This window comes from Pseudoalteromonas sp. CnMc7-15, assembly GCF_022347925.1.
GTDB classification, from domain to species: domain Bacteria; phylum Pseudomonadota; class Gammaproteobacteria; order Enterobacterales; family Alteromonadaceae; genus Pseudoalteromonas; species Pseudoalteromonas ruthenica.
Genome location: NZ_JAKRFT010000003.1, coordinates 546,333 through 567,584, shown reverse-complemented (window position 1 = coordinate 567,584; position 21,252 = coordinate 546,333). Strand labels below are relative to the sequence as shown.

Here is a 21,252-nt window from a genome sequence, read left to right as displayed (position 1 = left end):
TTTAGATGGATTTTGCTTTCGCAGCCACACGGGCACAACATCACGGCATAGATGAAAAATTCATTTTCACCTATGACATATAACACTCGACTTCTGATAACATCTGGCTCTTCATTCGCATATTTAAAAGTGTATGCGCTGGAGAAAATAGCCCTGAAAAATTGGAAGAAGTCCCTAATTACCCGCTTCATTATGCAACCTCCTTGCTTACACTAAACTCCGGCATATCCAGAATAAGCGGCTTATCACCTAGACCCAATATTGTTTTTGCACCGGCCCCCTCACTAAATAGGTTTTCTGCTTTCGCTAGCCGAAAGTCATTTACCAGACAAAACTGCTGCTCTGCGAACTTTTCATTCGAATCATGTCTATAAACGTGAACTCGCGCCAAAAACTCTAACACAGCAAAGGAAGAGGTATATGTATTTACGGGAATGATGGCAGGACTGTTCTCTGGAACGCCTTTTATATACCCTTCACTTAACTTTTTCCTGTACTCGTTCGGTGAAATCCTTCTAAGTGCTTCCGATTCAAGAGTCTGAGGTAATACGGAGCGACGTGAGAGATGATCTGATAAACCAGGCTGAAAATAGCCTACTTTACCGCAGATATTAGTCACACCTCCTTCACCATCTGCGACGAGTGAAATTCCTATATCTATCATCGGAATCAAATAGTAGTTGCACACACGGTTTAATAAGCATCGAGCTTCAGCAGAATCAACGCATCCGAAAATAAAGTCACAGCTCGCTATACTCGTTACCACGTTGGGGTCAAAAATAGATAATGCATGAGCTGTTACAAATGTACCCAATCCCATTTCGACAACAGCCTTTTTGAGTACATCAACCTTGTAGCTCTTCTTGTCCGCGTCCTCTCGTTTAGCATTGGTAATTCTATTAAGATTTTTTTCCTCAACAACATCCGGGTCAACAAGTACTAACTCACCAACACCTAGCCGACTTAGTTGCTCTATAATTGGTGACCCAGTTCCTGAGGTGCCTATAACAGCAACTTTAAGTCTTTTAAGAGTATCTCGCGTCTGCCTCCCAAAGACTTGAATATTCCTTAACTCGAAATCCTCGGCTATCTTGAGGTCTTCGCCGTCCTTATACGAAATAGATAGCTCGTTTGAAATAAGAGATATTTTGGAAACAAACTCAAACTGACCGTTTTCGTCAACTACGCGTGCTATCACTTTATTTTTGGGCAACAATATAGCGCTGAGATTAGGTAGCCCGTTACCTAGCCAGTTATATATTGAAGGGAATAACTCGGCATCAGAAGTATCATCAAACTTCGAGAATTCATCATACCCCTCTGGATGACTGTGAACTTTAATAACCGCCCAGTTGTTATTCTCAGCTTCATTCAAAATATGCTGAAGGGCTGTTGTTTTCCATACAACCCTGTCTTTCTCTCTTAATACACAATCTTCGAAAGGTATAGGTATAACCTTATGAGCCAACAAAATAGTCCTTTTTGAAGTAACATGGCTCCCACAAAGAATGAATGCTACGGCTTCTTTCCCGTCGCCTGGAAAAAGGTGGTTGTTTAATTCTGCTAATGTAGGCGAAGAAATTTTTAATTCGACGTTCATGACCGCTCCCCTCATCGCTTACTAAATTCTTTAATGAACCAGCTATTCATATACGCAATATGCGTTTCTATAGAGTCAAGCCCAGGGCGCCATGGATTTGAGGCTGTTCTGTGCCTTGACCATCTCTGCCATGTTTTGCCATCAAAGTTATCTTGTGTTGTGCAATTGATTTGCTTACCGTCTAAACGCTGAAGGGTTGGATAGAAATACGCCATATCGATCTGTGTCATCGGGTAACTGGGAGGTATCTGAAAATATACGTCCGTTTTATCGACCGTATACCCTTCAACAATCGGGTAGTCATAGATAACAACTCGCTTGATGTTTCGCTCTATAACCGTTTCCCAGGAGAGGCCTAAAGAGTCCAAATACATGGTATCGTTTTCAGAGAGTTGAAACTGACGCCTCGTATTTTGTAATCCTTCAGTCTGTTCGCAGGGAATTGTCATAAACCGCTCAACACCAGGCGCAGTAAAGTCAACTTTGTCTTCTGGCTCAATCATCTCTGTACGCCCCCCTGCAAACTTTTGATAGAGGGCTCTCTCAGCTGTATTCGAATAGCCTGCAAGCGCAAGGATTTCTTTTCCAAAAAGCCGTGGGGCATCAACAACAAATTTGTCTTTGTCGACTTTGATCTTATATTTTTGTTTATGGCCTGGCCCGTGGGGATTACAAGCACAGTCTTCAAGATCAGGTGCCGACTCGTCGCTATCTAACTTTTCAACCGCCAGAAATGCAATTTCATGAGAAATAATAAGCTGTTCTTCATCATCCAGTAGATAATCAGGCATATTATCCAAAGCTAGGTATAGGGCAACATTGCCTAGTTGAGCATCCTCTTTTATCTGCTGACCAGACAACTTAGCTCTGTCTAAGCTCCCTCGTTCCTTTCCATTGATGCTAAATGAAATAGGCCTTAATAGTTTATGGTTTTCAGGAAGGTTTGAATTCCCAGAGACAAACTTTTCCGCTCCCTTTATTAATACCAAGTCACTTTTACTAACAGGTATATCGATTTCACCTTCTTGCTCAAGATAAAGTTGTTCACCTTCTACAACAGAAAGTAACTCATAAATTTTTACGCCTTTATATAGGCCAGCTTCTAGTCTTGTATTGCTCATAAAGATCACCATTCTATTTGTTTGTGCTAAAGAAATGGCAAATAAAAGGGAGTGCTATTGACTACCATTAACTAGGCGATACATACTATCGGTGCGAACGGGTATATATGTATACCTGGATAATGGGCAAGCAGATAGCTTGCCTTTTATTTACCCAAATTAAATCTGGTTAAATTTATTGAGTTTAACCAGGTGTTGCAATAATTGATCACACCTCTGGTTAAGTCAAGGGTTTTTAACCAGAGTTGATACTATTTTTTTATTGGGGAATAAACGAACTCAATGCCGCCCGATGCTGCTACTTTTTCTATACGTAGAATATAGCCATCTTGAGCTAGCTTTTTGAGCTTTGAGCTGGCATTAGGGACTGAGATATCGAAATGCATAGAGATATCAGAAGCAGTAGTTTCTTTTCTACCAAGAACATAACTCAAGATAGAAGCCATACTTGAAGTTAACTGAGGGCCTAATGCTTTATATTGATCACCGAACCAAACTGTTAACGGTTGTTTCTTAAACAATGCAGCATAATGCCAATTATCTAATAAATCACTATCTTCTGGATCAACACCGACTAGGTATACTCCTTTCTCGCCACTGAACTGGCGGGCGATAGAAACAACACTTTCTCTGGGGAAAGAGGCATCCGATCTTGTAATTCCATCCAAAGAAATTTCAACCAAATTCGACTCTGGGTGGCTTTGTATTAGTTCCAAGAGTTTCTGATATACTTCTTTACCCTCCCGATTTCCATGCACATCGGAACGAGCTGTCAGATCTCTAAGTTTTATAGGGAGTGTATTCTGGTTCATAGTGCGCTATTTAAGCAGAACATTTTGAATTAATCAAGCTCGAAGTCGAAACAAATGTGAGTTCCGGGAAGCTTAGGTAAGTTAGACACCTCTTTGGAAATCGAAATACTTCCACTTTCTAACCTCAGAGTTACGGACATAGACTCTTGTCTAATGTTTAAAGTTGCACCGTGTTCTCTCATTCCTTTACTACTTTTTAGTAAGCCTAACCCTCGACCATCATCCGGTGTCTGGTTTAACCTACTTAGCCCTCCATCCGAGAAAGCTTTAGCAATTAGCTCCGCATCTGAGTAATTTGAAACATCAAACCCCAAATCTTTGCTTTTCTCAAGAGCAGGCCTCAGTGTACTAGCAATCCCGAGCCCCGCATCAGATATTACAATTTGAATATGTGGTCTACTACTATTAGCACCGTATAATTGAAGCCCTGCAATACCATCTAGTTCAGAGCTGCTATGCTCGACAACATTATTACACAATTCAGAGAACACATTGTAGGCAGCGCCCTCAAACTCTTTTCTGGAAAGAGCAACAAATTTTGACGTTAATGCATCAGGAATCGACTCATCAAAGTCTTCAACATTTATGCTATCAAGCTCAAGTAAAGAAGCTGCATTTCCCCGACATACATCTGCCATAGACGTTTCCGGTTTCGTTGGTGTAACAGCGATTGATTTACGTAAATGAATAAAGAACCCAGCTCTGTCTAAGTAAGAAAAAGCTTTCCCTGTCTCGCAAAACCTTAACTCGACTAGCTTTCCTTCTAAAGCTAAGCAATTAGCCAAGTATAAAATGCGCGCCCCAGCATCTAGCATAACGGCACATTCTTCAGGGAAAACAATAAGTACACCTTTAATACTTTCCCGAAATGGACACCCACACTTTTCCAAGCTTTTTTCAAATGAATTAGCAGTTACCCAAGTATTGCGTAATTCAAGCACTACGTAGCTATGGTTTATAACGTGCCATCCAAATTTAGGGTCCTGAATGTATTTTTCTTCACCGTGAAGGTACTTATTTACTTTTGTTTTATCTAGCTCTAAGTCCTTGGCGATTCTTTTGGCCCTTCGCCCGGGATATTTCTTCAAATATTCATCTAAGACTTTTTCCAATTCTGTTTTCCTGAGCGATAATTATGCTTATAACAAGGTTTTTATTGGGGCTCTTGGAGCTAATTTCAACTCATCAAAATGGTGTATTTTGGTAGTTACAACTTTCACTTGAAGAATGACTCTACACTGAAGCACTTAGAGTGTATGGAAAACGTCTTCAAGTATCTCTAAACCGCTCTAAAGGACGAGCCCATGAGAAGTACATAGTTGCCTTACCGGTTGACTCAGAAATTTTAGTAACCGCTTGATCTTTCAAGCGGTTTGCTAAAATTCCAAACATCTTCATATAAATCCGTGTACCAAAGGTACATGGTTTGGTACACACCTAAAAAATTCCCAACCATCTGAAACCACATTGTTTTTAGTCTATCCAGATTGTCATTGGACGATTCAGTTAACTTATAGGCTGACTCAAACAATTCCATGCCCGCTTGAATCATCAAGCGTTTTTTGGAACCTTTCCTAAGTAATATTTAACTCTTTCAGCCATGTTGGCGGACAGAGGTACACCTTGTGGCGCGCAGGGTTCTTTATTAGCAACTAACTGATAGTGCTTTACCTGAAGCTGCCAATTGCATCAGAACTTGATGGTTTGCCCATACACAGGTATCTCTGCCTCTATCCCATGATCGCAGCGCAATTTTTCTTTAAGTGTGGCTAAGGCACCGGGCTCACCATGCACTAATGCGAGTTGTAATGGCAGCTGAAAATGTCCAATCCAATCACTCAATTCCTGTTGCCCTGCATGCGCGGAAAACCCACCTAAGGTTTCAACATTGGCTTTGACAGCGAATTGTTCACCGAACATCCTGATATGTTCTGCCCCTTCAACCAGCCTACGCCCCAAGGTGCCTTGGGCCTGATAGCCGACAAAAATAAGGGTGTTACGACTCTCCCAGATACGGTGCTTAAAGTGGTGAGTGATGCGCCCACCCGTGCACATACCGCTGCCAGCGATGATCAGTGCGCCATTGGTGATCTTGTTGATTGACATCGACTCTTCTGGCGACACCATAAGGTGCAACGTGCTGAGAAAGCGCTTGAGTAAGGTTTGTTCGCCGGTACATAGCGCTTTTACGCCCTCACAATCCAAGGTTGGCAGCCATTGGTCATAAATCTGAGTGACCTCTATGGCCATTGGACTGTCTAAAAATATGTGCCAATCGTCAAGCTCCCCAGCGAGCTGTAACTTACCCAAATAAAGTAATAGCTCTTGTGTTCGTCCTACGGCAAAGGCTGGGATCATGACATTACCGCCTTTAGTGTATGCGCGGTGCAAAATATCTTTAAACTGAGCTAAGGTATCGCCTTGAGTGCGGTGTTCACGGTCGCCATAGGTGCCTTCCATGACCACTAAGTCGGCCCGCGTCAAGCATGTAGGATCCTTCATCAACAAGGTATCTTTATTGCCTAGATCTCCAGAAAAAATTAAGGTTTTTTGACGGCTATGCTCATCAAATTTCAATTCTACAACCGCTGAGCCGAGTATGTGGCCTGCGTCGTAGAAACACACAGAGGCGTTGTCGGCTAATTTTCTCTGCTGTTGATAGGCAGTGGGTTTTAATAGAGCGAGCACATGCAGGACATCAGCTTTAGTGTATTGTGGCGTCAATTCACACTGACCTTTTCGTTTGAGCTTACGATTCTCGCGCATTAAGTCGTTCTCATACAGGCTAAGTGCATCAAACAACATAATTGGCAGCAACTGTGCGGTTGCCTCAGTGCAATAGATATCACCGTTAAAACCATCATGAACCAATAACGGCAAACGTCCACAATGATCTAAGTGGGCATGAGATAAAATAACTGCATCCAGGGAATAGGGATTGAAAGGAAATTGCTCACGTACCGCCTCCGTTTTTGCTTTCATTCCTTGGTGTAGGCCACAGTCTAGTAGTACCGCGCCAAGCGCTGGAGACGAAACCAAGTGACATGAGCCGGTCACTTCTTGTGCCGCACCGTAAAAGCTAATTTCAGCCATGCATATCCCCCCTCACACCCATGCTAGCGACAACCGTTATTACTGTACTATCAGTGTAGTGAGTAAAACTGACGAGGGTAAGAATTTATTCAAACCTCGCTTTAAGCTAGCGATGATTGGTCAATCGCCGTTGCAACACTTGAGCGAGGTCATTCAATCAGTATGCTAAAAATTAGCATCTAGCACGCTAATATTTCCGGTTACTCTATCCATAAACGCACACTACACTGAACCTATGTCGTTTCATAACGCGAGTTATCAGCGTAAGTCTAAAGGTGCACCATGAATGTTATTAAAGTACTCAATGCCCAGCCTGCTGAAGATGGGGCGGGCGTTAAGATCCGCCGCGTACCAGGTTTCGACGGTCGTTATCTAGATCCCTTTTTAATGCTTGATGAGCTTAAATCAGACCATAGTGACGATTACATGGCAGGGTTTCCCGCGCATCCCCATCGCGGCATTGAAACGTTTACTTATCTTATTAAAGGTGGTTTTGAACATCGCGATCATCTTGGCAACCGTAAAGCTGTTCGCGCCGGTGATGTGCAATGGATGAGTACAGGTAAAGGAGTCATCCATAGTGAAATGCCCCTAGCTGATAGTGAAGGCCTGCACGGTTTTCAGATTTGGCTCAATATGGATGCCAAAGACAAAATGAATGCGCCACAATATCAGGACTCAGCGCAAAGTGGCTTGCCGCAAATAAGTAGCCAAGGAGTGCATTTAAAAGCCTTGGCAGGAGCTTGGACTCTTAACGCTGAACAAGTGCAGTCACCTCTGAGCAACCTAGCTTGCAACGGCGCCATTGCTGATATCAACATCGAATCAAAGGCGCAACTAGAGATGCCGGCGATGGGCTGTGAGCGGGTGCTAGCCTATATACACACTGGTTCAATTACTGCTGCAGGGCAAAGGTATCAGGCGGGACAGTTGCTGGTGCTTGATGGCGACAGTGCCATCATTGCAACCACGGATAAACCCAGTGGGTTACTACTGCTGCGGGGCGAACCGTTGCACCAACCGATCGCACACATGGGTCCATTCGTTATGAATACACCAGCCCAGTTACAGGATGCTATCCGCGATTATCAAAACGGGCAATTCGGACAATTATCACAATAGGAGGCTACCTTTATGGGTTTACTCGTGAATGGAAAGTGGCAAGACAAGTGGTACGACACTGATAGTAGCAAAGGTGAATTTCAGCGAGAAAGTGCTCAGTTACGTAACTGGGTCACCGCTGATGGCAGTGCTGGACCAAGTGGCCGGGAAGGGTTTAAAGCGCAGAAGGGGCGTTATCATTTATATGTGAGTTTAGCCTGTCCATGGGCGCATCGAACGCTTATTTTCCGCACCTTAAAAGGCCTTGAAGACTATATTGATGTGTCGGTAGTGAGCCCAGATATGCTGTCGCAAGGATGGACTTTCGATCAAGCTAAGGGTAGCTCGGGTGATTCATTATTTGGCTACCACTATATGCATCAGTTGTACACGCGCAATAATCCTACATACAGCGGTCGTGTCACTGTTCCTGTGCTGTGGGATAAGCAACAAAACTGTATCGTGAGTAATGAATCAGCGGAAATTATCCGGATGTTTAATGAGGCCTTCAACCATCTGACTGGCAACACGCTGGACTTTTATCCTGAGCACTTACGCAAGGATATCGACGCGATTAACGAGCTGGTTTACCACGGTATCAATAACGGCGTATATCGAACGGGGTTTGCCACTACACAGCAAGCCTACGAACAGGCCTTTGATACGCTATTCAGCGCTCTGGAAAAAGTAGAAAGAAGACTGGCAGGTCAGCGTTATCTGGTGGGCAGCGAGCTCACTGAAGCAGATTGGCGGTTATTCACGACCTTGATACGGTTCGATGCCGTTTACTTTGGCCACTTTAAGTGTAATAAGCGCACCATAGAGAGCTATGATAATTTAGCGAATTATTTGCGTGACTTATACCAAATTAAGGGCGTGGCTGAAACACTCAACATGGCACACATTAAACGTCATTATTACTTTAGTCACACCATGATTAATCCTACTCAAGTAGTGCCTAAAGGGCCCGTTTTAGATTTTAGCCGCCCGCACAACCGTCGTTTTATGGGCTAAATTAAAAGCTGAGCCAGTCGCAACCATTTTAAAGAAGGGCGGCTGGTTAGCAGCTCTGTAAGACTGCCAGCAGAAAATGCCGTAGCCACACCTTTGGGGTGGCTCATCAACTTACCACCTTGGTAATGTAACTGCTGTTTGTCCAAAGCGATAAGCTGCTTACGAATCTGCCCTTGCTCGGCCAGTAAATCAGCATATTCAGTCTGTTTTTCCAGGATCAGACGGGTCAGCATCGGTTTGCTCCTGTGAAGATGAAGGTTTCTTGCTTACTGCGATGGTGCGTTCAAAACTCACTTGCGCCAAGGCAAGCTTCATTTGCCGGATTAGCCACCACAGCAGAAGTAGTTGCGCTGCTAATGAACCACAGATACTCAAAGCAATCGATTGAGTTAACCAGTACAGCACCGTGGCGGCGGCGCCTACAACGGTTAACCAAATTACCAATGCGGTCATAGCAATGGCGACAATCAAACCCAAAGTTAATAACAGCGCTTTGGCACTGATTTTAGCTTCAGTGGCAGCAAGCTCAAAGATGCACTGTATTTGTTCACCCCAGCGCTGCGCGTAATCTTGAAATAATTGAGCAACCCGCGTCAAAGACGCAGATTGCTCATCATGCTGCTCGTTCTCAGCAGCCGAGTCATGATGCTCTTCAGCCATGATTATTTACGGCGAATAAGAGCGGTAACGGCCATGCCTGCCGCGAATGCCAGTCCCGCACATAGCAATGGATTTTCTTGCGCAAAGCGGCGACTGCGACTCACAGAGCTTTTCAAACTCGCTTCTAGCGCTTCGCGTTTCTCGTGTAGAGTCTCGGCAGACTCACTGGCATGTTTGCGTACATAGTCTTCCGCCGTGGCCGCTTTCTGAGCCACTTGGTCTACCGCAGCGTGGGCGGCTTTAGAGGCGCTTTCAGTAGTTGGAGCTGTGGGTGTGTGAGCTGAATTGCTTTGCGTTTGTTCAGCAGTCTTAGTATTAGCATTTGCCATGGTGTATCTCCTTTGATCTGACAGTTCACTGTTTTTAACGCAACTCTCATTCCAAGTATTAGAAGTCAACAAAATCAGCAGCTTAATAACATACGCAGATAAAATTGAGAGGGTAAGACTAAATACTTACGCACTCAGGCAGTAAAATTTACAAAGCGAAGATCACGGTATCACATGGAATGAATAAAAAATGAACATTTATTCCCTAGGTAAAAGTATGATCCACATTTTCCCACCGAATTCATAGACTTCCTTAAAACCCGCATATTATCTAGCTTTGCAAGAGGTTGTTGGATTTTTCATTGCTTGACAAAAAGGCTTGTCAAGCCCTAGACTGTAGTTCAGTGGGAAAATGTGGGTTTTAGTGGATCAATGTGGATCTGCACTATTACCGAAAACCAAAACAGCAACACTTGGACGGCATTTTATTTATGTTTCGCGGCGCCAGCACACTCAGCCTTGATGACAAGGGCCGATTTGCGATACCAACAAAGTATCGAAATCAGCTGCTTGCGGATAATGGCGGCGAAATTATCTGTACTATCAATTTAAGTGATCCCTGTTTATTGCTGTATCCCCTGAGTGAATGGCAAGTCATCGAACAACGCTTAGCGAGTTTGTCGAACATTAAGCCCAGAGCGAAGCGTATGCAGCGCTTGCTGCTAGGGAACGCGATGGATTATCAAGTTGATAAAAATGGCCGTGTGCTATTAGCTCCTCATCTACGCGACTATGCGCAACTAGGTAAGAAAATCGTACTCGTGGGGCAACTGAATAAGTTTGAAATTTGGGATGAGGCGCGCTGGCAGCAGCAAATGCAAGATGACATTGCTATCGAACTAGGACAAGAATTTGAACAGGATGAAGATCTCGCTGATTTTTCATTCTAACTCTAAAAGGCGCGAACACACGCATGAGCGAAGACTTTCAACATATATCCGTGTTAATGACGGAGACAATAGAGGCTCTGGCCATTAAACCTGATGGTATTTATATCGACGGGACTTTTGGCCGTGGTGGGCACTCTGGCGAAATACTCGCTCGTCTTGGTGAGCAGGGGCGCTTGCAAGCCATCGATCAAGACCCGAGTGCTATCGCTGCGGCACAACGCTTTGCTAATGACTCGCGTTTTAATATTGCCCACAGTCGTTTCTCTCATCTTGATGAAGTCGCCGAAGCACAGGGACTTACCGGCAAGGTCGATGGTATTTTGCTCGACATTGGCGTGTCCTCACCTCAGCTAGATGATGCCGGACGTGGCTTTAGCTTTATGAAAGACGGCCCCTTAGATATGCGTATGGACCCCTCTCAAGGGCGAAGTGCTGCGCAGTGGCTGGCAGAAGCAGAGTTAGAGGACATGGTTTTCGTGTTTAAAAAGTACGGTGAGGAAAAGTTTGCTCGGCGTATCGCAACCAAAATAATCGAGACTCGCGCCCACACTGACATTAATTCAACCGCGCAATTAGCCAAGCTGATTGATGAGGCGGTGCCTGTTAAAGACAAACATAAGCACCCAGCAACGCGCACATTCCAAGCTATTCGCATTTATATCAATAGTGAGTTAGAGGAAATTCAGACGGCATTACAAGCTGCTCTGAAAGTATTGAAACCGGGTGGGCGATTAGTGGTGATTTCTTTCCACTCCTTAGAGGATCGCATTGTAAAACAGTTTATTAAAAAGCAGAGCAAGGGAGAGGCAATGCCTAGAGGTCTGCCGTTAACCGATGAGCAATTAAAACAACAGTTAACGCTCAAGGCAGTAGGCAAAGCCATTAAGCCGAGCGAGGAAGAAATCGCTCGCAACAGCCGTGCGCGCAGCTCCGTCCTTCGTGTAGCTGAGAGATTGGGATGAGCCAACAACAACTAAATCGCCATCCAAATCTCTTGTTAGAGATCTTGCGGGGACTATTTGACAATAAGATCACATTGGGGCTGCTTTTTCTTATTCTTATCAGTGCCTTGGCTATAGTACAAGTCACTCATTTGTCGCGAGCAAAATTGATCGCTCAAGACCGCTTATTACAAGAGCGGGACGAATTAGATTTGAACTGGCGTTACTTATTAGTTGAAGAAGAGTTTTATTCTCAACATGCCCGCATCGAGCAAATAGCGAAAGAGCAGTTGGATATGAAGCGCCCCACCAGTGAAGACGAGGAAGTGGTAATAGTCCCATGAGAGCTGCAAAGCGTAAAAACAATGGTAACAACCTTATCACCTGGCGGTTTATGCTGGTCTGCGGTGCTGTGCTTATGGTGTTTGTCACCTTAGTTGCACGTGCCGCTTATTTGCAAGTGATAGAGCCGGATAAAGCGCGTAGCGAGAACGCCAAACGCACCGTGCGAGTAGAGAAGCTTCAAGTGCAGCGCGGTATGATTTTTGACCGTCAAGGCAAAGAGTTGGCGGTCAGCGTACCTGTTGTGAGTGTTTACGCTGACCCTAAGGCGATTGATAAGTACCTGCGCAAGAAGGTAGTGAGTCATACCAAAAAGCAGGGCCAAGACCCGCAAGATGTCTTGGACAGACCCGTCCACTTAAAAGATTTAAAACAAGCCTTCTATAAACAAGATATGCGCTGGCGTGAACTGGCCGATGTATTGCGGTTAGGACGTGCCCATGTCGATAAGCGCCTTACCGGTGATAAAGACCGCCGCTTCGTCTATTTAAAACGCCAAGTAACCCCAGCGGTTGCCAATTATATTGATGAACTCAACCTGCCAGGCGTGCATCTGCTAGACGAGTCTAAACGTTATTATCCAGCGGGAGAGATCACCGCTCATGTATTGGGATTTACCAATATTGATGGTCATGGCATCGAAGGCATTGAAAAACTCTATGATGAAGCACTCACGGGCACTGAAGGACGACGTACTATTCGTAAGGATGCGCGTGGCCGCGAAGTGGCGGTGCTTGACGAACGTCAGCGCGTGGAGCCAGAAAATATCGAGCTATCCATCGACCAACGTATTCAAGTTATTGCATATAAGGCGTTGAAATCAGCCGTGCTCACCTATAAAGCAACATCAGGTTCGGCTATGGTGGTGGATGTAAAAACCGGCGAAATTCTAGCCATGGTTAACAGTCCCTCGTTCAACCCCAATAATTTAGAAGATGCAGCGCCACATAAGCGCCGCAACCGCGCTATTACCGATTTATTTGAGCCGGGTTCAACCATCAAACCTTTGTCAGTGTTAGCTGGTTTAGATTATGGAAATATTCAGGCGAACGACACCATAGACACTTACCCAGGGTGGATGCGTGTGGGTGGTAGTCTAGTGCAAGATACCCATAATCGGGGTGAAATGTCACTGCGAGAAATACTCAAAGTATCAAGCAATATGGGGGTGGCGAAGATCACCCAAGATCTCCCTAAAGACTATTTTGTCGGTTTATTTGAGCGTGTTGGTTTTGGCAGTGATACCGGCACTGGCATGGTGGGCGAAAGCAGTGGCTTATTCTACCCTAATCGCCGCTGGTCAGATTTCGAAATCGCGACCTTATCCTTTGGTTATGCCATTTCTGTTAGTACCGCGCAGCTCGCGCGCTTTTATGCCACCTTGGGTTCGGGCGGTATTTCTCGGCCACTGACGATTTTAAAACAACCACAACCTTTGCAAGGTGAACGCGTCTTTAAAGAAAAAGACGTGAATGCGGTAGTTGAGATGATGGAAAGCGTCTTTGAAAAAGGCGGCACGGCCTCGAAAGTGAAAGTGGATGGTTATCGTGTAGCGGCTAAAACAGGAACTTCTAAAAAAGCGGTTGCGGGTGGCTATGGCGATGAATACGTGGGATATTTTGCCGGCCTTGGTCCGGTCAGTGATCCGCGATTAGCGGTTGTGGTGATGGTTAACGAACCCGGCGGCGATGTTTATTATGGCGGTGCTACAGCCGGCCCTGTATTTGCTGAGATCATGTCCAATGCGCTGCGTATTTTGAATGTAGCACCTGATTTAGAGCCCGTCGCTAACCTTGCAGAAGAAGGAGGTGGAGATGCGTAATCTTCGCGAAGTACTCGCACCTTGGGGCATAGATACCGACATTGAGTTGGTCAATGAGTTACAGCTCGATAGCCGCCGCGTCAATCGCGGCGATGTCTTTGTAGCTATTAAAGGCCATCAACTGGATGGCGGACAATTTGCTAAACAAGCCATTGCCGCAGGAGCGAATGCGGTTATTGCCGACAGCCGCTGTCAACTTAACAGTGATGATGAGCGCATTATTGTCGTGGATGAGCTTAGTCTGCGTCTTTCGCAGTTGGCGGCGCAATTTTACGGCGAGCCAAGTAATGCCTTTGATCTGGTTGGCGTAACTGGCACCAATGGGAAATCGTCTACCACCTCATTTATCGCTACTTTAGCGCAGTACTGTGAGCGCAGCAGTGCCATAATCGGCACGTTGGGCTGGGGCGATGCCCAGCAGATGAATGCGCTGAGCAATACCACGCCGAGCAGTGTTGAGCTGCAACAGATTTTCGCCAAGTTAAAACAACAACAAAAACAGTTAGTGGCAATGGAAGTCTCTTCGCATGGCCTTATTCAAGGCCGTGTTGCCAATAGCCATTTTCGCGCCGCTGTATTTACCAACTTGTCTCGCGATCACTTAGATTACCACGGCGATATGCAGAGTTACGCTGATGCCAAGCTGATCCTCATGCGTGATTGTAATGCGAAAATGGTGGTGCTTAACCAAGACGATGCGGTTGCTCAGGGGTGGCTAGAAAAATATCCATTTGATGACTTGGTTGTATACGGCCGTAAAACCTTACCCCCTGAGCTCGGTCGCTATGTGTATTTTAGCGATATTCAGTTTTTACCTAGCGGTTTACGCGCGCAGATCAGCAGCAGTTGGGGAGAAGGGCAAATAGAGCTGCCACTGTTCGGTGAGTTTAACCTTTATAATGTGTGCGCCGCACTGGCAACATTGCTTGGCCTAGGTTATCCGCTGCCTGAGTTACTAGCTGGCTGTAAAACTTTGATGCCTATCGCTGGGCGTATGCAAGCGTATAGTGCACCGCAGCAGCCAACCTGTGTGGTGGATTATGCCCATACCCCAGATGCTTTAGAGCTCGCATTACAAGCCTTGCGTCAACACGCACCTGGTAAAGTGACCTGTGTGTTTGGTTGTGGCGGTGACCGCGATAAAGGTAAGCGGCCATTAATGGCCAAGGCGGCACAAAAGTATGCTGACCGTGTTGTGGTGACCAGCGATAATCCACGCAGCGAAGACCCACACACCATACTCGATGATATTAAAAGCGGTTTCAGTGCCAATATTGAAGCTCATTATGAAGTGGACAGAGCGAAAGCAATCGCCTTGGCGATTACACAAGCGGGCAGTGAGGACATTGTGCTCATCGCCGGCAAAGGCCATGAAGACTATCAAATCATTGGCGAGCAGACACTCGCGTTTTGCGACCGCACTGTGGTGCAGCAGTTATTGCATCAACAAGGAGGTAAATAATGATTGCCATGGATTTAAACTGGCTTAGCGACACCTTAGGATGTGCCTACCAGGGCGAGAATTGTGCTGTCGAAAATATTAATACTGATACGCGTAGCTTATGTGCAGGGGAAGTGTTTTTAGCACTTAAAGGGCCGAATTTTGACGGCCATCAGTTTATTGATGTGGCCGAGCAGCAAGGGACCGTTGCGCTCATTGTTGAACACCCAGTAGATAGTACCTTACCACAACTGATTGTGGCTGATACACGGTTAGCTTTAGGGCAAATCGGTGCTGCGGTAAAAGCCCAAGTCGCCCCTAAAACCATCGCTATCACAGGGAGCGTGGGTAAAACTACAGTGAAAGAAATGTGTGCGGCAATATTGGCACAAAAAGGGGAAGTGCTGGCGACAAAAGGCAACTTTAACAACGATATTGGTGTGCCATTAACCTTAATGCGTCTAGCGCCAAAACATCAGTACGCCGTTATTGAGTTGGGCGCGAATCACCTCGGCGAAATTGCCTACACCACATCATTAACTAAACCCGATGTGGCTGTAGTGTGTAATGTTGCTGAGGCACACCTTGAGGGCTTTGGCTCGTTACAAGGAGTGGCCACCGCGAAAGGCGAAATCTTTTCTGGTCTCGGCGAGCATGGTGTAGCAGTCATTAATGCTGATAGCGAATTTAAACAGCAGTGGCTAGACGATTTGGGCTCACGCAAAGTGAAGCAGTTTTCCATGAGTCAGCAACTGGATGTATGGGCAGAAGATATTCATCTTGATGCTTTAGCCCGGGCGTCATTTACGCTGTGTAACAACAAAGAGAAAGTCGCTGTTGAGCTTGCTATTCCCGGTAAACATAATGTCACCAATGTCTTGATTGCTGCAGCATTAACGACCAGTGTCGGCTGCTCCTTACAAGAGGTTGCCAGCGGTCTTAAGACCATGCATCAAGCCCATGGCCGCGTTAATCTGATTGAGGTATCAAGTCAGCTCACAGTCATTGATGATAGTTACAATGCCAACGTCAAATCGGTGCAAGCCGCGATTGACCTACTCGCTGACGTGCAAGGCCACCGTGTACTGGCTTTGGGTGATATGAATGAGCTCGGTGAAGATGCCCGTGATTATCATCAACAAGTGGGTGAGTATGCAAAACAACGCGGTATTGAAGCCGTTTATTCTCTGGGCGTATTGAGCCGTTACGCCAGTGATGTCTATGAACAAGCCGAACGCCACTTTTCTGGGCGTGATCAACTCCTTGAGCAAATGCTTAAAGACTTACGACAGACACAACAAAAAACAACGGTAGTCGTGAAAGGATCGCGCAGTTCACGCATGGAGCTTTTAGTGGAAGATTTAGTGGCGCATGGCAAGCAGTTAGCCAGCGAGGGAGAGAAGTAATGTTAGTGTGGCTGGCTGAATACCTGACCCAATTTTATAGTGGATTTAATGTCTTTTCATATTTGACGTTGCGAGCCATTTTAGGAATTTTAACGGCGTTGTTGATGTCGTTGTACTTTGGGCCGAAATTGATCGTGGCGCTCCAGCGTATGCAAATCGGTCAAACCGTGCGTGATGACGGACCACAATCTCATCTAAGTAAATCCGGCACACCCACCATGGGTGGACTACTCATTCTGGGCGCTATTTTTACCAGCACTTTGCTGTGGGCCGATTTAAGCAATAAATATGTGTGGGCAACGTTGTTTGTCATTGGCTCGTTGGGGATCGTTGGGTTTATTGATGATTACCGTAAAGTGATTCGCAAAGACCCTAAAGGGTTAATCGCTAAGTGGAAGTATTTTTGGCAATCAGTTATTGCCTTAGCCGTCGCGTTTGCGCTCTATGCCAGCTCTCAGCAAGCAGCGGAAACCGCGCTGATAGTGCCGTTTTTCAAAGAGGTGATGCCTCAGCTAGGACTGTTCTACATTGTAATGACCTACTTCGTTTTAGTCGGTACATCTAATGCGGTCAACCTTACCGATGGCCTTGATGGGTTAGCCATCGTACCGACTATTTTGGTCGCCTCAGCGTTGGCAATCATCGCTTATGTTACCGGTCATGCGAACTTTTCCAGCTACCTGCATATCCCTCATTTACCGCTGACCAGTGAGTTGGTGGTGGTGTGCACCGCCATTGTTGGTGCTGGGTTAGGCTTTTTATGGTTCAACACCTATCCAGCTCAAGTCTTTATGGGCGATGTTGGTTCCTTGGCGCTAGGCGGAGCACTGGGCATTATTGCCGTGTTGGTACGCCAAGAGTTGGTATTGGTAATTATGGGCGGGGTCTTTGTGATGGAGGCGTTGTCAGTGATCTTACAGGTGGGCTCCTACAAGCTGCGCGGTGAGCGTATTTTCCGTATGGCCCCCATTCATCACCACTATGAATTAAAAGGTTGGCCAGAACCGCGCGTCATCGTGCGCTTTTGGATAATTTCCATTGTATTAGTTTTGGCCGGTTTGGCGACATTGAAGATTAGGTAATGAGCTATTTAGACACGCTTAAAAATAAACGTATCGCGGTGCTCGGACTGGGTATATCTGGTCTGGGCACGGTGCGTTTTCTGCATGCTCATAATCTTCACCCTGTGCTTATTGATTCCCGTCAGCAGGTACCAACACAATTGTGGCTCGACTCTCACGTGCCGCACTTAGAACGTCGCTTTGGCGAGTTTGACAAAGCCGAACTGACGCAGTTTGATGTCATTATTATCGCCCCAGGCATCGCTCTCAGTACACCACAAGTGCGCCAAGCAATTGCCGAAGGTGTTGAAGTGATCGGCGATGTCGAGCTTTTTGCTCGTCTTAATAACAAACCTGTGCTTGCAGTGACAGGTTCAAATGGTAAGTCCACGGTGGTTTCGCTGTTAGCTAAAGTGCTCGAGTGCGGCGGCTTACAGGTGGGCTTAGGTGGCAACATTGGCACCGCAGTACTTGATTTGCTAGCGCAAGATATGGATGCGTATGTGTTAGAGCTGTCGAGCTTTCAGTTAGAGACAACAACCAGCTTAGCCGCGAAGTCAGCATGCATCTTGAATTTGTGTGAAGATCATCTTGACCGCTACGCAGGCATGGCTGATTACATCCGCGCCAAGCAGCGTATTTATCAAGATTGTCAGTTAGCTGTGTACAATCGTGGTGACACAGATACCTACCCAGAGCATGCATCACAACAGCTGAGCTTTGCGTTGCATGATGCTGACTACCATATCATGCAACATCAGGGCGAGAGCTATTTCGCATACCGTAACTCGCCTTTATTGCCTTGCCGTAAAACGGTGTTACCGGGCAGCCATAACCAACTCAATGTGCTTGCAGTGATGGCGTTGTGTCATGATTTTCACTTTGATATCGGTGTGTTTGAGCGTGCATTGTCAGAATTCAAAGGCTTAGACCACCGCTGTCAGTATGTTACTACCTTAAATGATGTGCGTTATTTCAACGACTCAAAAGCCACCAATGTCGGAGCTACATTGGCTGCAATTAAAGGCTTAGCCGCTGAGCCCGGGCGATTGATTTTACTTGCTGGTGGTGATGCCAAAGGCGCGGATCTGACACCACTGAGAGAAACTTTGGCCGAACAAGTCGCTGAACTCATCTGCTTCGGTAAAGACGGTGATGCCATTGCCGCGCTCAAACCAGGCAGTCATCGCGTTAGTGGCATGGGTGAAGCGGTGCAAAAGGCAAAAGCCTGCGCGCAGGCTGGCGATATTGTGTTGCTTGCACCGGCTTGCGCCAGTTTAGATATGTACAGCAATTACATGGCCCGGGGTAATGACTTTATTCAACAGGTGTTGGAGGGGTCATCATGAGTTGGGAAAAGATTAAAGACTTATTCCATCTAAAACCTTCAGGGCAACTTTATGATGTGCCACTTATCTACGCGTTGCTATGTCTCATTGGCGTAGGCTTTGTAATGGTGACCAGCGCCTCGATGCCGGAAGCGGAGCGCCTGTACGATAACCCTTACCATATCATGATCCGCCAAGCTGTGTTTGTGGCCTTAGGCTTTGTGCTATTTATTGTCGCCATTAGCGTAAAGATGCAATGGTGGAAAGTGGCCAACCCTTATTTGCTGCTGTTAGGTTTAGGTTTATTAGTACTGGTATTAATTGTCGGCAATGAAATCAATGGATCGAAGCGATGGATCCCCATGGGGCCGATTAATATCCAAGCTTCTGAAGTAGCGAAGTTATTCTTTTTTAGCTACTTAGCTGGCTACCTCGTGCGAAAACGCGACGAAGTACAGGAGAACTTAAAAGGCTTTGTTAAGCCCATTAGTGTGTTCATTGTCTACGCCGGATTGATTTTGTTGCAGCCGGATTTAGGCACCGTGGTGGTGATGTTTGTCACCACGGTCGGGCTACTTTTCCTTGCCGGCGCGAAACTATGGCAGTTTTTCGCGCTTATGCTCTCTGGCATAGGTTTAGTCATCGCTCTTATTGTTTTTGAGCCATACCGCTGGGCTCGTGTGGTGGGTTTCTTGGAGCCGTGGGAAGATCCCTTTGGCAAAGGTTATCAACTGGTTCAGTCGTTGATGGCCTATGGGCAGGGTGGATGGCTAGGCCAAGGGCTAGGCAACAGCGTGCAAAAACTGCAATACATGCCACACGCTCACAATGACTTTATATTCGCCGTGGTAGCGGAAGAATTAGGCTTTATAGGTGTATTAACCATTCTCGTACTGTTGGGAACCTTGGTATTTCGCGCTCTGCTTATCGGCCAGCGCGCCCTCAAAGCGAATAAGGAATACGAGGGTTATTTAGCTTTAGGAATTGGTATTTGGTTTGCTTTTCAAAGCATGGTGAACGTTGGTGCCAGCGCCGGAATTTTGCCAACCAAAGGCCTTACCTTACCCTTTATCTCGTACGGGGGGTCTAGTTTTTTAGTGATGGCCATTGCGGCGGGCGTGTTACTGCGAGTGGATTTTGAAACGAAAATGGCTACTAAGCAAGCAACACCGCGTGGTAATCGCCGAAGTGTCAGTGGCTCAACTTCAGCAGTTCAGGGGGCAGCATGAGTAAACGTATGGTAGTGGCTGCAGGTGGAACTGGTGGACATATCTTTCCGGGCATTGCCGTAGCCCAATACTTAATAGCGCGCGATTGGCAGGTATCTTGGGTCGGAACCGACGACCGCATGGAAGCCGAAGTAGTCCCTAAACACGGCATCGAGATTGATTTTATCGATGTTCAAGGCGTGCGTGGGAATGGCTTAATGCGACTGTTCAAAGCGCCACTGATGATTTTGAAAGCGTTTTTTAAAGCGCGTCATATTCTCAAGCAGCGTCGCCCTAATGTGGTGCTGACTATGGGCGGCTATGTAACTGGCCCCGTTGGTTTGGCGGCAAAAAGTTTAGGCATCCCTTTAATTATCCATGAGCAAAATGCGGTCGCTGGTATGAGCAATAAACTGCTCGCTAAAATTGCCACACAAACGCTTGGGGCCTTCCCCGGGGCTTTAGCCAATGATGATTTCAAAGTGCTGGGTAATCCGGTGCGCCAGTCATTGATGCATATTGAACCTAAGCAGGTTGGCTCACCAGTTAACATGTTAGTCGTGGGCGGCTCTTTGGGAGCGAAAGTGTTGAATGACGTGCTGCCTGGTGCTTTTGCTGAGCTTACCCAGAGTTATCCTCTTGCCGTGTGGCACCAAACCGGTAAGGCGCGCTCAGCGCATGTACAGCAGCAATATGATGAGCTAGGGCTTGAAGCGAAAGTAACTGAATTTATTGATGATATGGACGCAGCATTGGTATGGGCTGATGTGATTGTTTGTCGCGCTGGAGCGCTGACAGTCAGTGAAGTTGCAGCCGCTGGGCGGATGGCGCTGTTTGTGCCGTTTCCACATGCTGTGGATGACCATCAAACCGCCAATGCAGAGTATTTGGTGCAAGGTGAAGCAGCATTATGTATGCAACAGAGCGACTTTAATCACAGCTCTGTACAACAGCTGTTGATGCCATATTTGCAGCAACCAGAATTAATGACCGAGATGGGCAAGCGCGCGAAAGCGCTCGCCAAGCTCGATGCAACCGCACAGGTTGCCAAACAATGTGAGCAGTATAGTTAATGACACAGGC

The 21,252-nt window shown here is 46.3% G+C and carries 20 protein-coding genes; 12 read left to right on the top strand and 8 right to left on the bottom strand.

What is annotated here, in order from left to right; genetic code table 11:
- Window positions 1–190 precede the first annotated feature (190 nt).
- The 5 genes from MHM95_RS09910 to MHM95_RS09890 form a co-directional block, all read right to left on the bottom strand.
- Complete coding sequence (locus MHM95_RS09910; RefSeq protein WP_239385174.1) at window positions 191–1,600, bottom strand: ThiF family adenylyltransferase; 1,410 nt, start codon at window positions 1,598–1,600, stop codon at window positions 191–193.
- A gap of 11 nt (window positions 1,601–1,611) precedes the next feature.
- Window positions 1,612–2,721 carry a multiubiquitin domain-containing protein gene (locus tag MHM95_RS09905; RefSeq protein WP_239385173.1) on the bottom strand — a complete coding sequence of 370 codons (1,110 nt, stop codon included), beginning with the start codon at window positions 2,719–2,721 and terminating at the stop codon, window positions 1,612–1,614.
- 251 nt (window positions 2,722–2,972) lie between these two features.
- Window positions 2,973–3,533, bottom strand: coding sequence for a helix-turn-helix domain-containing protein (locus tag MHM95_RS09900; protein ID WP_239385172.1), 561 nt, complete (start codon window positions 3,531–3,533; stop codon window positions 2,973–2,975).
- 29 nt (window positions 3,534–3,562) lie between these two features.
- Entirely contained in the window at window positions 3,563–4,645 is a 1,083-nt protein-coding gene (locus MHM95_RS09895) for an ATP-binding protein (RefSeq protein WP_239385171.1), read from the bottom strand.
- A 577-nt stretch (window positions 4,646–5,222) separates the two neighbouring features.
- Complete coding sequence (locus MHM95_RS09890; RefSeq protein ID WP_239385170.1) at window positions 5,223–6,626, bottom strand: MBL fold metallo-hydrolase; 1,404 nt, start codon at window positions 6,624–6,626, stop codon at window positions 5,223–5,225.
- A gap of 282 nt (window positions 6,627–6,908) precedes the next feature.
- Between MHM95_RS09890 and MHM95_RS09885 the strand changes: the two genes are divergently transcribed.
- A complete protein-coding gene (locus tag MHM95_RS09885) occupies window positions 6,909–7,748 on the top strand; it encodes a pirin family protein (protein ID WP_239385169.1) in 840 nt (279 codons plus the stop codon).
- A 12-nt stretch (window positions 7,749–7,760) separates the two neighbouring features.
- Window positions 7,761–8,741 carry a glutathione S-transferase family protein gene (locus tag MHM95_RS09880; RefSeq protein WP_239385168.1) on the top strand — a complete coding sequence of 327 codons (981 nt, stop codon included), beginning with the start codon at window positions 7,761–7,763 and terminating at the stop codon, window positions 8,739–8,741.
- On the opposite strand, the gene MHM95_RS09875 is transcribed toward MHM95_RS09880, so the two are convergent.
- The 3 genes from MHM95_RS09875 to MHM95_RS09865 are packed head-to-tail and all read right to left on the bottom strand — an operon-like array spanning window position 8,738 to window position 9,730.
- Entirely contained in the window at window positions 8,738–8,974 is a 237-nt protein-coding gene (locus MHM95_RS09875) for a hypothetical protein (protein ID WP_239385167.1), read from the bottom strand. The two genes, MHM95_RS09880 and MHM95_RS09875, sit on opposite strands and share 4 nt — an antisense overlap.
- Complete coding sequence (locus tag MHM95_RS09870; RefSeq protein ID WP_239385166.1) at window positions 8,940–9,401, bottom strand: hypothetical protein; 462 nt, start codon at window positions 9,399–9,401, stop codon at window positions 8,940–8,942. Before MHM95_RS09870 ends, MHM95_RS09875 begins: the two co-directional genes overlap by 35 nt.
- A 2-nt stretch (window positions 9,402–9,403) precedes the next feature.
- The gene (locus MHM95_RS09865) at window positions 9,404–9,730 is read right to left on the bottom strand and encodes a hypothetical protein (protein WP_022946081.1); all 327 of its coding nucleotides are present in this window, start codon (window positions 9,728–9,730) and stop codon (window positions 9,404–9,406) included.
- Window positions 9,731–10,161: 431 nt separating this feature from the next.
- Here MHM95_RS09865 and mraZ point away from each other — a divergent pair, with 431 nt between their 5' ends.
- The 10 genes from mraZ to murG are packed head-to-tail and all read left to right on the top strand — an operon-like array spanning window position 10,162 to window position 21,242.
- The gene (gene mraZ / locus MHM95_RS09860; protein WP_045980475.1) at window positions 10,162–10,620 is read left to right on the top strand and encodes a division/cell wall cluster transcriptional repressor MraZ; all 459 of its coding nucleotides are present in this window, start codon (window positions 10,162–10,164) and stop codon (window positions 10,618–10,620) included.
- A gap of 23 nt (window positions 10,621–10,643) precedes the next feature.
- The gene (rsmH, locus tag MHM95_RS09855) at window positions 10,644–11,582 is read left to right on the top strand and encodes a 16S rRNA (cytosine(1402)-N(4))-methyltransferase RsmH (RefSeq protein ID WP_239385165.1); all 939 of its coding nucleotides are present in this window, start codon (window positions 10,644–10,646) and stop codon (window positions 11,580–11,582) included.
- Window positions 11,579–11,905, top strand: coding sequence for a cell division protein FtsL (ftsL, locus tag MHM95_RS09850; RefSeq protein ID WP_022946078.1), 327 nt, complete (start codon window positions 11,579–11,581; stop codon window positions 11,903–11,905). Before rsmH ends, ftsL begins: the two co-directional genes overlap by 4 nt.
- Entirely contained in the window at window positions 11,902–13,725 is a 1,824-nt protein-coding gene (locus tag MHM95_RS09845) for a penicillin-binding transpeptidase domain-containing protein (protein ID WP_239385164.1), read from the top strand. The genes ftsL and MHM95_RS09845 overlap by 4 nt, the downstream gene beginning before the upstream one ends.
- Window positions 13,718–15,187: a UDP-N-acetylmuramoyl-L-alanyl-D-glutamate--2,6-diaminopimelate ligase gene (gene murE, locus MHM95_RS09840; RefSeq protein WP_239385163.1), complete on the top strand. Its 1,470-nt coding sequence runs from the start codon at window positions 13,718–13,720 to the stop codon at window positions 15,185–15,187. Before MHM95_RS09845 ends, murE begins: the two co-directional genes overlap by 8 nt.
- Complete coding sequence (gene murF, locus MHM95_RS09835; RefSeq protein WP_239385162.1) at window positions 15,187–16,572, top strand: UDP-N-acetylmuramoyl-tripeptide--D-alanyl-D-alanine ligase; 1,386 nt, start codon at window positions 15,187–15,189, stop codon at window positions 16,570–16,572. The genes murE and murF overlap by 1 nt, the downstream gene beginning before the upstream one ends.
- Entirely contained in the window at window positions 16,572–17,654 is a 1,083-nt protein-coding gene (mraY, locus tag MHM95_RS09830; RefSeq protein WP_239385161.1) for a phospho-N-acetylmuramoyl-pentapeptide-transferase, read from the top strand. Before murF ends, mraY begins: the two co-directional genes overlap by 1 nt.
- Window positions 17,654–18,982, top strand: coding sequence for a UDP-N-acetylmuramoyl-L-alanine--D-glutamate ligase (gene murD, locus MHM95_RS09825; RefSeq protein ID WP_239385160.1), 1,329 nt, complete (start codon window positions 17,654–17,656; stop codon window positions 18,980–18,982). Before mraY ends, murD begins: the two co-directional genes overlap by 1 nt.
- Window positions 18,976–20,190, top strand: coding sequence for a cell division protein FtsW (gene ftsW / locus MHM95_RS09820; protein WP_045980422.1), 1,215 nt, complete (start codon window positions 18,976–18,978; stop codon window positions 20,188–20,190). The genes murD and ftsW overlap by 7 nt, the downstream gene beginning before the upstream one ends.
- Window positions 20,187–21,242, top strand: coding sequence for an undecaprenyldiphospho-muramoylpentapeptide beta-N-acetylglucosaminyltransferase (gene murG, locus MHM95_RS09815; protein ID WP_235419201.1), 1,056 nt, complete (start codon window positions 20,187–20,189; stop codon window positions 21,240–21,242). Before ftsW ends, murG begins: the two co-directional genes overlap by 4 nt.
- The last annotated feature ends 10 nt before the right edge of the window (window positions 21,243–21,252 follow it).